Source organism: Labilithrix luteola, assembly GCF_001263205.1.
In the GTDB taxonomy this organism is placed as follows: domain Bacteria; phylum Myxococcota_A; class Polyangia; order Polyangiales; family Polyangiaceae; genus Labilithrix; species Labilithrix luteola.
Map to the genome: position 1 here is coordinate 2610772 of NZ_CP012333.1, position 12476 is coordinate 2623247.

The window sequence follows — 12476 nt, forward strand, 5'->3', positions numbered from 1 at the left end:
GTACCTTTTCAGGTGATTCGGCTACGCGAGAACGAGACGCGAGAACGAGACGCGTACGTCACTAAGCCCAGACACCGTCGTTGCGCTCGGCGCGCGCAGGGACGTGCGTCATCGCCTGCTCGGCCATGGCCGTGATCGTGAGGCTCGGGTTGACGCCGAGGTTCGCGGGAATGATCGATCCGTCGACGACGTAGAGATCTTCGTAACCGAAAGCGCGGCTCTTGGTGTCGACCACGCCGTCGTCGGGCGACTGTCCGATCGGACAGCCCCCGAGTACGTGCGCCGTCGTAGCCTTGCCGAAGAGGACCTCGAGAAGGCCGCTCTGCGGAACGCCGTTTCCCATCTTGGCGGCCATCTTCTTGGCGACCAGGTTTGCGACCGGAATGTACACCGGGGCGGGCGGACCATCGCCGCGGTCGGAGTCGAGCTTCTTCGAGAAGGGCCAATACCAGCGACGACGCAGCCGGTAGCGCAGATGGTTGTCGACCGGCTGCATGACGAGCAAGATCGCCGTGCGTTTCGCCCATCCGAAGGGCACGGTCGAGCGCAAGAACTGGAGCGGGTGGCGAAGCACTTCGCCGATCCAGCGAAGCCAGCGAGGAACGCTACCGCCACCGTCGGTGAGGACCGTGGCGAGTGGAGCGAGCGCATCGGAGCCGGCCGAGTAGCGCACGACCTCGATGTGCGTCTTGTCGTCGACGAACACGCCGCTCGTGATGGCGATGCCGCGCGAGTAGTCCACGTCGTCGCGGCGCGAACGAACGCCGAGAATTGCTTCGCTGTTCGTACGCAGGTAGCGACCGAGCTGGCCCGAGAGCTTTCCGAGACTGCCGCGCTCTTTGCAGCGCATGAGGAGGTTCACGCTTCCATAGGAGCCGCCCGACACGACCACGCCCCGAACACGGAGCGTATGGCGTGGGTGCGTCCACCCGGTGGAGCGCTCCAGCGTGAGCTCGTAGCCGCCACCTTCGAGAGGGCGCACGTCGACGACGCGCGTCTCGGGAACGATCGTCGTGCCGCGTTTCTCTGCGAGATACAAGTAATTTTGGTCGAGGGTGTTCTTCGCTCCGTAGCGGCACCCCACCATGCAACCGCCGCACAAGACGCATCCGGTGCGCTCGGGCCCTTCTCCGCCGAAGAAGGGATCGGGGACGGTCTTGCCGGACTCTCCGAAGTAGACGCCCACGGTCGCACGCTTGAACGTGCCGCCTCGGCCCATGTCCTCGGCGACCGATTCGAGCATCTCGTCGGTCTCCATCACGACGGGGCTCTCGATGGCGCCGAGCATGCGCATCGCGGTTTGGTAGTGGGGCGCGAGCTCCGTCTTCCAATCCATGCCGACCCAGCGCGGGTCGCGGAAGGCCTCGTCCGGCGGAACGAGGAGCGTGTTGGCGTAGACGAGGCTGCCACCGCCGACGCCCGCACCGTGGAGGAAGAACGCGTCCTTCACGATGGTCATCTGCAAGATGCCGTACATGCCGAGCCACGGCCGCCAGATTGACTTCTTGAGGTCCCAGTTCGTGCGCGGAAAGTCTTCCTTACGCCAGCGCTTGCCCATCTCGAGCACAGCCACGCGGTAGCCCTTCTCGGTGAGCCGAAGCGCAGAGACGCTTCCGCCGAAACCGGAGCCGACAATCGCGAAGTCGTAGTCGAAATCCGCCACGTTCGAAGCGTACCTCAGGACGGGTGCGCGCGATCGTGGTGAAGATGATGAGCAGCGCGGTTCGACCGCGCAGACACGAGAACCTCTGCCGCGCTAGCATCCGCGCGTTCATGGCTCGGCCCTCCCCTCCTTCGATTCCGCCCGGCACGCTCATGGGCGGGAAATACGCGCTCGGTCGCAAGCTCGGAGCCGGCGGAATGGGCGCCGTGTTCGAGGCCACGGACGACAAGGGGAACGCCTTCGCCGTGAAAACGCTCCTCGTCGGCAAGGGGGCAAAAGAGGTCGCCGCCGAGACGCGCGCCCGCTTCGATCGCGAGATCGCCACCACCGAGCGGCTCAGGCACAGGAACGTGCTTTCGCTCGTGGACCACGGCGTCGACGAGAGCACGGGCGCGCCGTACTTGGTGATGCCACGCATGCGCGGCGGAGATCTGGCTTCGGTGCTCGAGCGCGTGAGCATCCTCGAGCCGTCCGTCGCCGTGCCGCTCGTGCTCCAAGCCGCGCGAGGCGTCGGCAAGGGTCACTCCGAAGGCATCGTCCATCGCGACCTCAAGCCTTCGAATCTCTTCCTCGAAGACGAAGGAGGCGTGGTGGTCGTCAAGGTGAGCGACTTCGGGCTCGCCAAGGTCCAAGACGCGGGCATCGATTCGCTCACGAGCTCGGGCGCGCTGCTCGGAACGCCCCACTACATGTCTCCCGAGCAGGCCGAGAACGCGAAGCGCGTCGACGCTCGCACCGACGTCTTCAGCCTCGGAATGGTCCTCTACCACGCGCTGACGGGCGCGCCGGCGTTCACCCGATCGGGTTCGTTCATGGCGTTCCTCGTGGGTCAGTCGTCGGTTCCGCCGGTCCAGACAGCGGCGCCCTGGGTCGCTCCCGATCTCGCGCGCGTGGTCCACGCCGCCTTGCTTCGCTCGCCCGACGCGCGCTGGCCGAACGTCGGCGAGTTCGAGCTCGCACTCACGATGGCTTCGGGCTTCGAGATGGCGAATGCACCGATCTATCGAGCGGCGCTCGCCCCCATATCCCAATCGACTCGCTCGCAGGTGCTCCCCAAAGCGAGCCTCCCGGCGCACTGGCAGGATCTGCTCCGACGTTGAGCCCCGCGGGTGCTCGCGAAGCAAAAGCGCGTCGAAGCGCTCGATTCTCAACGTTCGCGCTTTCTCGCTCGAGGTGGTTGGGCCAGTCGCGCTTGTCTCGCATTCGAGGCTCGTTGCGTCGGGTCATGCGCTAGCGTTGGGCGCATCGATGACGAGGCCGGTGTGAGCAGGTGGCGGCTGACAAGCAGCGTCGTGATGCTCGCTGGCCTATCCATCGCGACGCCCGCGCATGCAGAGCACGACGACGTCGAACCGATCGCGCTCGATTACCAGGCGATCGGAGCGTGTCCCTCGGAGTCGGAGTTCGTCGCGCTCGTTCGCAAGTACACGAAGCGCTGGTCACTCGTGCCTGGGGGGACGTCCACGGCGCGAATCATCCGCGTACGCATCGCCGCGAAGACTCCTTCGGTCGTCGGCACGCTCGTCGTCGCGAACGCGAGCGACGCGTTCTCCGAACGCGAGCTCGAGGGGCCGAGCTGCAAGCGGGTATCGGACGGTTTGGCGGTCATGGTGGCGCTCGCGATCGATGCCCCGCACTCGGGGCCACCTTCGGGGCCGTCGAAAGAGGACACGAGCCCCCCGCCTCTCATTGCGCGGGATGAGACCGTCGTTGCGCGCGATGAGCCGCGCGATGAGCGTGCAGATGAACGACAGCAGGACCCGCCGGTGTCAGAAAGGCCTAGCGCGACAGCGTCCTCGACGCCTCAGCGAACGACCGAGCAAGCGGGCGAAGGGGCGGAGCTCTCGCTCGACGTTCGCATGGAGACGAGTTCTGCAGTTTTACGAGGAGCGGTACCGGGCATCGGTGCGTCCGCGAAGATCGAGCCATCCTCGAGCGCGAGCTGGTTGGGTCGATGGAAGCCGAGCTTCGGCGTGGGCATACGTCAGAGCTTTCCCAAGGAACAAGCGTTGCGCGGCGGCAGCACCGAGTTTTCGTGGACTGCCGCAAACGTCCGGCTGTGTCCGCTGCAGTTTGCGGTTCGAGGCGCCGTGCAGGTATCGCCGTGCGCCGAGCTCGACGTCGGAGTCCTTCACGCATCCGCCGATGGATTTTCCGCCACGAAGTCTCTATCGACGTTCTGGTTGGATGCCGGTGGATCCATCTGGGCGGCCGTCTACGTCTCGGACCGCATGTTTCTTAGCTCGACCGTGCTCATGACCGTCCCCATGAACCGGCAGCCGTTCGTGTTTTCCAGCGGCAAACCGATCGCGAGCGTCCCCCCGTTGGTGTGCTTTTTGGGCTGGGAGTAGGCATCAAGTTGTGAGCGCCGCGCGCGGTCGCGCATTTCGTGATCAGAACAATTCGCCCGCTCCACTACCTGATGTGAGCGCATCGATCGTCACCAGGCCTGCTGCCGAGGCTCATCCTCCAGAGAGCAAGCACGGCACGGCGGCGCTCGATCACTCACGCGCCGAGTATCTCCGCGGAATCGTGCGCGCTCACTTCGCGAGCGTTTGGAGATTCCTTCGACGTATCGGGTTCGAGGAAGACGTGGTCGACGACGCCGCGCAGGAGCTCTTCTTCGTCGCGCTGCGCCGAATCGACGAAGCGCAGCCGGGGCGCGAGCGCGCGTTCCTGATGGGAGCTGCGTTCCGGATCGCCTCGGGCTTGAAGCGAAAGGCCGCACGGGAGATTCCGACGGAGGGACTCGAGACCGACGACACGCTGGAAGACAACACCCCAACGCTGGAAACACGCTTCGACGAGGAGCGCGCTCGCGCCCTCCTCTACCGCCTGCTCTCCGAGTTGGAAGAGAGTCTCCGCGTCGTGTTCGTCATGTACGAGCTCGAAGGATTGACCATGCAAGAGATCGCCGACGTCATCGACATTCCCGCGGGGACAGTGGCGTCCAGGCTGCGGCGCGCTCGCGAAGAATTCGATGCGCTTCTGCATCGTCACCGCGCCCGGCAGTCGCGAGGACGAAGCCTATGACCGACGGACCGACACGCCGGATCTTCGAAGATCCCGAGTTCGCTCGACTCGTCGACGCAAGCGAAAACGACGGGCCATCGAGCGCGCAAATCGACAAGGCCCTCTCGCGCGTATCGCACATGGCGAGCCCCGCGCGCATGACTTGGAGTTGGTGGAAGGCCGGCTTGGTGATCGGCGTTGCGGTCGCAGGTGTCTTCACGCGCGTGGATGTCGGCACTCCACGCAACGAAGCGGTCGGCGGCGTGTCGTTGTCGCCGCCGCCGTCGATGTCGGCAACCACCGTGGAGGCGGTGCCGCCGCCAACGGTCTCCGTCAACGATCTGGCCGCGGCCCCCATCGCCGCCCCGCCGCAACAACTAGCGGCGAACGCACGAGCGAGCGTGCCTCCGGAGCGGCGGCCGAAGGAAGGAACGACCTTCGACGACGAGCTCGCGCTCGTATCGCATGCGCGCGCCGCGCTCGAGGCGAAGGACGCCCGTTCCTGCCTGCGATCCGTCGAACGCTACGAGCAGCGCTTCCGGTCAGGGCTCTTTGCGCCGGAAGTCGAGGTCATGCACATCGAGGCACTGGCCTTGTCGGGTGAGCGCGTGCGCGCGCGGACCTGGGCCGAGCGATTCCTCACCGCCAATCCGACGAGTCCGTACACGAAACGTGTCCGCTCGGTGATTGAGCGTCTCCAAGACTGACCATGGCAGCTCGCTGCAGCGCAGCGAGAGCGAGGTTCGAGATCGTGATGACTGCTCATCGACCTTTTAACCACCCGTACGTCCGCGCGGGGCTCGTCTCCATCGTCGCGTCGATAGGCGCAGTCTTGGTCTCCTCTTGCTCGGAGAACAAGTCGTTCGTCTTGGCCGACGATTCTTTGGACGCCTCCGCGACGCCAAGCTTCATAGCGCCGACGGATGCAGGGCAGGAGGCTTCCGTAGCGGAGCTCACCAACTATTGCCCGTCGAACACGTGCCCGGCGGACCGCGTGACGTGTCCCAATTCGCGCTTCCTCTGTGACGTGAATATCGCGGTCGATCAGAACAATTGCGGCGCCTGTGGTTTCGCATGCCCGCAAAGTGCGAATGGCGCGAGCTTCGTTTGCGTCAATGGCACCTGTCAGATGGAGTGCCTGACCTCGCCAACGAAGTACCTCGATTGCGATGGCTTCGTCGATAACGGGTGCGAAGTCACCCCGACGACCAACGACAACTGCGGCGTCTGCGGGAATAAGTGTGCGGACCCAAACGAGCCTTGCGTAAAAAGACCCTCCGGCGACATGGGTTGCGGCTGTCTCGCCCCAGAGGTCCTCTGCGGGACACGCTGCACGGATCCCCAGATCGACGACAATAATTGCAATGGCTGCGGCAACGTCTGCAATCCGAATGACGGTGGCGATCGAGCTCCTCTACCCAATACCTACTTCGGATGTGGCCACGGCACATGTCAGCAATACAAATGTAAAAAGGATTATGCCGACTGCGACGGCGACCTCAACAAGTCGTCGTCCAACGGCTGCGAGACATACCTCTGGGACTCGCAGAACTGCGGCGGCTGCGGGAACGCCTGCCCGTCGGGACAGCAGTGTCAGCCCGATGCCTTTGGCAAGGCGATGTGCGCGTGCCCGCCGGGACAGACCTATTGCGGCTCGTGTGGCCAATCCCCCTGGCCAAGCGGTTGCTACGGCGAATGCAAAGATCTCAGCTCGGATCCACAAAATTGTGGAGTGTGTGGCGCTGGCTGCGGCTGGGGCGGCAGCCTCTACGGTGTGTGTGAATTCGGGTCCTGTACGAACCGGTGCCAGGAAGGCACGGCAGACTGCAACGGGAATAGTCAGGACTTCTGTGAAGTGAATACTGATTCCGATCCGAACAACTGCGGTGCATGCGGCAAGGTCTGTGACGCGATCGCCGGCCAGGCCTGGATCCACGGTCGATGCGCGGTAGAGCCCTGCAAAGAGCAGGAAGCGGGGGTGCCGCAATGAAGACCTTCCGTGTGGTCATGGCCAGTGGTGCCATCGCGTCTGTCGGGATCATCGCCGGTCTTGGAGCGTGCGCCTCCGACGAGACAAACACAGTCGCCGACTCACCGAGCATCCTGGAGACGCCGCGTTCCGATGCGGGCCCTGATGCTGGCCCCGAGGCGGGTCCTGATGCTGAGTCGAACGAGGACGCGGCCGTAACGCCCTGCAGCGATTGCGAGTATTTCCCGGCGACATGTTCGGACGGCAGCCTCTGTCCGAGCGGGCCGTTCGATCAAAGCGATCCGTCCGCGGGGCTCGATTGGCGGAGTCGGGTAAATACCATTCGCGGCCGCTCGAGCACGGACGTCTGGGTTGCAGGTGCGCTCGGAGCACTCGCGCACTTCGACGGAACCGCCTGGACGCGCTCCGATCCGGGTTCGAGCGACTCGATGCATGCGCTCTGGTTGCGCGGTTCGGCAGAAATCCTGCTCGCGGCGATGGACCTCATCCACACGCGTGATTTCACCATCGGAGACGCCGGCGTAGATGCAGGGGCGCCATCCCCAGACGGCTGGACCACCCAGCAGGCGTACACCAAGCCCTATAGCTATTTTAGGTCGTCTGCGCTCACGTCCGCCTGGGCGGCAGACGGTGCGGAGTGGCTTTGGGCCACGACGACGACGACGGGCAGCGCGAGCTACAACTCGGGCATCTGGCGGATGCACTTCGTGGAGAAGTCCCTCGGATGCAGCTCGTTGACAAGTGTTCATGGTACGTCAGCGAACGACGTTTGGGCCGTAGGAGCGTTCGGTGCAGCAATCCACATTGCAGACGCGGATGGCCCTGCTCCGGTCTTCAAAGCCTACAACACTCAAACAACGAATATTCTCAACGGTGTCTGGGCCGCTGCCCCGAACGACGTTTGGGCGGTGGGAAATGGCGGCGAGATTCGTCACTACACCGGAGACCCGGCCGTCTGGGATATCGTCACGAATGTCCCAACGACAGCGAACCTGAATGCCATCTGGGGCGCGTCGCCCTCGGACATCTGGGCGGTCGGAGATAAGGGCGTCGCGCTCCACTACGACGGCAGCGGCTGGACGCGCATAAAGGTCGCCGGGCTCGACGAATCGCGGCGTCCGGACCTCACGGCGGTCTGGATGCCGTCGCCGGGTCACGTCTGGATCGGAGGCGTCGGCATCGTTCTATCTCTGGGAGGTAAACCATGAGACACACCTCGATTCTCGTTGCTTCGTCGCTCCTGCTCGGCGCGATGGGCGCTTGCGCGGCGTCCGAGGATGTCACCGCGCCTTTGCCGAATTCCGACGACGCTGGCAGCAGGATCATCTCCGGCGGTGAGGGCGACGGCGGCTTCGACGCAGGCGACTCCGACGCAGGACACAATCCCGTCGATGCTTCCGATGCCGCCTCGCCGATGTGCAGTCCTGACGGATGGTGCGCGACGCCGTTGCCGGACAGCGATCTGACGTTCAAGGACGTCTGGCCGCTTCCGGGGCGAGCGTTCGCCCTCGCCACGAGCCCCACGCTCGGGATCAGGGTTCTCGAGTGGACTGACGGTGCGGGGCGATGGACCTACATCGACGATTCCACTCAAAATGAGAGCGGCCTCGGCAAATACGTAGGAGGGATCTGGGCGCCGAACGATAGCGAAGTCTATTTCGGCGTATCCCCGGGGGTCATCTATCACGGCACACGTGGCGTCCCCCCTCAGACGGAGTGGACGTGGACGCGTTCTCGTCTCGATGACTATGGCAGCAACCCCGGGGCCGCGAATGCTGGTTACATTCCTTATAACTCTGGCGCCGGTTCTGACGGCTACGCGCTTGGTGTCTGGGGAACCGGGCCCGATGATGTTTATGCGTGGTACCGGAATGCGATCTTTCACTGGAAGAGCGAAGGCGGCGCTCCTCCGTCGTGGGTCATGGAGCACGCCGCGCGTGATGTCCCGGAGGCGAACCAAGATCTGTACTTTCTCGGCGCCGCCGGCACGAACCCGGACGATGTGTGGTTCGGAGGGGTGCGTCCGGGCTCATCCAAGTCATGCGCGCTCGTCGTACACAAGGTCGCGGGCAACTATGAGCGCGCGGCCGACGGCGTCTTGTCCCCCTCGGCAAGCGCCTGGAATGCCCAATGCGTGCCTCCGGCCGGCGTCCAGTCGATCGGAGGAGATAGTGGGTGGGTTGGGAACATCCAGTCGCCCGGCCCTGGCGTTGCCATCATGCTCAACGGCAAACGTCAGGTCGCGCGCTTGAAGAAGGTCGCGGATGGGTACACGGTAGATTTGTCCGAGGTCCCTACCTCGGTGATGGTGAGCAACGACCGGATGCTCTCGCTCTGGGCCGCCTCGGAAGGGGAGCAATGGCTCAGCGGGAAAGGTCTGGTCGTGCGCGTGGATAACGCGTGGGACGGCGGCGCATATCAGATTTCGACGCTCGCTCTCCGCGGCGCGCCCGTCCGAACCGACCTTTTCCGAATTCGCGGGACGTCCAACACGAACCTTTGGGCAATTGGAGCCGGCTATGCGCTACACAAGACGACTCCTTGATTGGCGGCTTTCGACGGGCTTCGCCGCCGTCGTTCTGGCAGCGGCAGGCGGCCAGATCGTGGCCTGTTCGAGCAGCGACGATTCTCCACTCGAAGACAATCGACCGGACGCCGAGTCTGCCAGCGTTCCGGACGCCGAGCCTGCCGACGTTCTGGACGCCGGACCGTCGGAACCAAAGAACGACGCGCAAGGGCCACGAGACGCCGGACCCTTCGACGGGGCGGCACCTCCTGTCGTCTGCGCGTCTTCATCGTGCGCGACGTCGCTCTCGACGACGCGGTCTCTCTTCACGAAGGACTCCAACGGGTACGTGGGGGATCCCAACGAGGGCTTCTGCGCGCTCCTTCACGACGGGTCCGTGGCTTGCTGGGGGGCGAACGGGAGCGGTCAGCTCGGTCGAGGCGACGATGCAAGCGTAGCCGACAGTCAAACGCCCGCCCCCGTCGTCGGGCTCTCGAACATCGTCGCGCTCGAGCACACGTGCGCGCTCGACAGCAGCGGAGCGATTTGGTGCTGGGGAAAAGGACCGTTCCTTCGGGGCGGGACGGGCAGCGTCAGCACGGAGCGGACTCCGATCAAGCTCCCCCTTCCGCCGGCGACGAGCGTGAGCGTGAGCTTCGAAACGGGGTGTGCGATCGTCGATGGGCACCCATCTTGTTGGGGGGCGAACGGCTCGGGTCAGGTCAACTCGACGCCGTCGTCCCTTGCGCTTCCTCCGACCGACATCGTTCTTCCCCCGGGGCGCCGCTCCGCAACGTCGTCGTCGGGGCCGCGACCTTCGTGGTCCGAGAAGATGGGACGATGGTGAGCTGGGGAGCAAATCCTCCGCTCGGTCGGAGCTCGTCGTTGTTCCCTGATCCGTACCCGCGGGCTGTCGATCTCGCCAACATCGCGTGGGTCGATCTTGCCTATCAGGATGCGTGCGCGATCTCGAGTGGTACGGGGTATTGTTGGGGGACGGCCCCGGCAGCAAGCTACCAAGAGCTGTCCGCGAAGCGGCTCGGTCGAGCACTTCCAGCGCCTGTCGTGACGCCCGAGCCAATTCGCCAGATCGTCACGACGGATAGCATCGCCACCACGGTCAACAGCGATGTCATCTACCGCCCGAGCCGATGGTGCGCCTGCGGCGTTTCCGGAGCCGTCTACTGCGCCGGAAACAATGCGTCGGGTCAGGCTGGCGACGGTACGAAGAACTACGCGTTCCAGCCCGTCAAAGTGAACCTGCCAAGCCGCGCGGTGGAGGTGAAAGTGAATCCCACCGCCACGTGTGCGCTGCTCGAGAGTGGGCAGGTCTTCTGCTGGGGGAGCAATTTCAACGGTCAGCTCGGCTCCGGAAAGCCCAAAGTGCCGAGTCTGGTTCCGCAAGAGGTGGTGTTCCCATGAGGCTTTCGATATCGCTTGCCGCCACGCTCGGCCTTCTCGGACTGTTCACCGCCGCGCTCGCCGCCGGCGCTTGCAGCCAGGACCGTACTGTCTTCGAGGGACCGAAGCGGGACGGCTTTGGCGACACGTCTGACGCGTCTCCTCCGAGTGAGCCTGCCTGCCATCTACAGTGCTCTCTCGATCATCGTTCGGTCGTTCGGTCGTGCGCCGACCCGGCGGGATCGTCCAAGCAAGTCAGCGACGTCGTCGAGAAATGCTCCGACGAGTTCGCCTGTGGCGCTGGAAGCTGCATGGAGCCGTGTGCGGCGGCTGCGGCCGAGCGAAGCTCGACCGGCTGTGAGTTTTACATGCAGCCGCCGAGGTTCACGAAAGCCTATCAACAAGCCTGCTACGCGGCATTCCTCGTCAATACATCGAACGCCGAGGTCAATCTCTCGCTGTCTCTCGGTGGCGAGCCGATCGACATTTCGCACGCCGTCTACAAGACGGTGCCGGGCGAAGCGACGCTGGAACCGCATGACGGACCTATCGCTCCGGGGGACAGCGTCATCCTCTTTGTCTCCGAGCGTGACCCGGCTCTCCCTCCTCCGAGTGCACCGAGTTCATTCGGAGAATTCAACCAGATCACGCATTGTCCCAACGGAGTCCGGGCGGCAACGTACGCCGACCCCGTGCCGCTGAACACTGGCGTAGGTACGTCGTTCGAGCTCAAAACGAATTTGCCGGTGACCGCCGCCACGATCTACCCGTTCGGCGGCGCACCGAGCTTTCTCCCGACGGCAACTCTCCTCCTCCCGGTCGCAACATGGGGAACGGAGCACATGCTCGTCAACGGATGGGAGTCGCAGTTCAACAGCAATAGCTACGCCCCCTTCCAACCCTGGCCCGCCGCGCAGATCATCGCGTCGGAAGACACCGACGTGACGATCACTCCGACACGCGATATTCAAGGCGGCCCTGGAGTGGCGGGGACGATCGCGCGTCGTCCAGTGACGTACCATCTCAAGCAAGGGCAGCACCTGCAGCTCGTGCAAGAGCAGGAGCTCACGGGAAGCATCATTACCTCGACGAAGCCAACGAGCAGCGTCGGCGGCCAGGTGTGCGCCAAGATTCCAGTGCAGCACGGGGCATGTGACATCGTCGCGCAGCAAATACCCTCGTTCGAGCAGTGGGGCTCGGAGTACGTTGCCGTCGGCTATCGTCCTCGGACCGGAAATGAACACGAGGTAATGCCCTATCGTGTGGTGGCCGCGCGGGATGGAACTCGCCTCGAATACGATCCGATGATTCCGCCAGGCGCGCCGGTCACGCTGTCGGCGGGGGAGGTCGCGACCTTTTATGTCGGCATCGACGCTCCGTTCGTCGTTCGGACGCAGGACGCCGAGCATCCGATCTACCTCGCCGCGTACATGTCTGGCGGAGGCTCCGGGCCCTCGAGCTCACCGGTCGGTGGCCAGAACATGGGAGGAAACGGCGACCCGGAGATGGTCAACGTCGTGGCTTCCGGCCAATACATGAATTCGTATTCCTTCTACGCCGACCCCACGTACGCCGACACCTCGCTCGTCATCATCCGCGCGAAACAAGCGGGTGAATTCAAGGACGTCTGGCTCGAGTGTGCGGGCAACCTGACGGGCTTCCAGCCCGTGGGGTCACGCGGCGACTACGAATATACGCGCATCGATATCGCTCGTGGCGGTAAGCCGGGCAGCGCGTTCGGCTCCAATACCTGCAAGAACGGGCTGCAGCGAATGACGAGTGATGGGCCCTTTGCAGCCACGCTGTGGGGTTGGGACCAGTATGCGAGCTACGCATTCCCCGGCGGGATGGGGCAGCGGAAGCTCGTCGAAAACCCGCTCGTGCCCGTCCACTAGCGCCGATCC

Annotated in this window: 11 protein-coding genes; 10 read left to right on the forward strand and 1 reads right to left on the reverse strand. The window is 64.3% G+C overall.

What is annotated here, in order from left to right:
- Nucleotides 1-61 precede the first annotated feature (61 nt).
- Nucleotides 62-1663, reverse strand: a complete 1602-nt coding sequence (locus tag AKJ09_RS11905) for a GMC oxidoreductase (RefSeq protein ID WP_240488447.1) — start codon at nt 1661-1663, stop codon at nt 62-64.
- Nucleotides 1664-1773: 110 nt separating this feature from the next.
- On the opposite strand from AKJ09_RS11905, the gene AKJ09_RS11910 reads away from it, so the two are divergent.
- From AKJ09_RS11910 to AKJ09_RS11955, 10 genes are all read left to right on the forward strand, one after another.
- Nucleotides 1774-2763 carry a serine/threonine-protein kinase gene (locus AKJ09_RS11910; protein ID WP_169927467.1) on the forward strand — a complete coding sequence of 330 codons (990 nt, stop codon included), beginning with the start codon at nt 1774-1776 and terminating at the stop codon, nt 2761-2763.
- 192 nt (nt 2764-2955) lie between these two features.
- Nucleotides 2956-4014: a hypothetical protein gene (locus tag AKJ09_RS11915; protein ID WP_146647315.1), complete on the forward strand. Its 1059-nt coding sequence runs from the start codon at nt 2956-2958 to the stop codon at nt 4012-4014.
- 73 nt (nt 4015-4087) lie between these two features.
- On the forward strand, nt 4088-4696 hold the full coding sequence (locus AKJ09_RS11920) for an RNA polymerase sigma factor (protein WP_169927468.1): 609 nt from the start codon (nt 4088-4090) through the stop codon (nt 4694-4696).
- Nucleotides 4693-5382, forward strand: coding sequence for an outer membrane protein assembly factor BamD (locus AKJ09_RS11925; protein WP_146647317.1), 690 nt, complete (start codon nt 4693-4695; stop codon nt 5380-5382). Before AKJ09_RS11920 ends, AKJ09_RS11925 begins: the two co-directional genes overlap by 4 nt.
- Before the next feature lie 44 nt (nt 5383-5426).
- Complete coding sequence (locus AKJ09_RS11930) at nt 5427-6665, forward strand: hypothetical protein (protein WP_169927469.1); 1239 nt, start codon at nt 5427-5429, stop codon at nt 6663-6665.
- A complete protein-coding gene (locus AKJ09_RS11935) occupies nt 6662-7873 on the forward strand; it encodes a beta propeller repeat protein (RefSeq protein ID WP_146647319.1) in 1212 nt (403 codons plus the stop codon). Before AKJ09_RS11930 ends, AKJ09_RS11935 begins: the two co-directional genes overlap by 4 nt.
- Entirely contained in the window at nt 7870-9210 is a 1341-nt protein-coding gene (locus AKJ09_RS11940) for a hypothetical protein (protein ID WP_146647320.1), read from the forward strand. The genes AKJ09_RS11935 and AKJ09_RS11940 overlap by 4 nt, the downstream gene beginning before the upstream one ends.
- On the forward strand, nt 9185-10018 hold the full coding sequence (locus AKJ09_RS11945) for an RCC1 domain-containing protein (RefSeq protein WP_146647321.1): 834 nt from the start codon (nt 9185-9187) through the stop codon (nt 10016-10018). The genes AKJ09_RS11940 and AKJ09_RS11945 overlap by 26 nt, the downstream gene beginning before the upstream one ends.
- Nucleotides 10012-10593 carry an RCC1 domain-containing protein gene (locus tag AKJ09_RS11950; protein ID WP_146647322.1) on the forward strand — a complete coding sequence of 194 codons (582 nt, stop codon included), beginning with the start codon at nt 10012-10014 and terminating at the stop codon, nt 10591-10593. The genes AKJ09_RS11945 and AKJ09_RS11950 overlap by 7 nt, the downstream gene beginning before the upstream one ends.
- Entirely contained in the window at nt 10590-12467 is a 1878-nt protein-coding gene (locus tag AKJ09_RS11955; protein WP_146647323.1) for an IgGFc-binding protein, read from the forward strand. The genes AKJ09_RS11950 and AKJ09_RS11955 overlap by 4 nt, the downstream gene beginning before the upstream one ends.
- Nucleotides 12468-12476 lie beyond the last annotated feature (9 nt).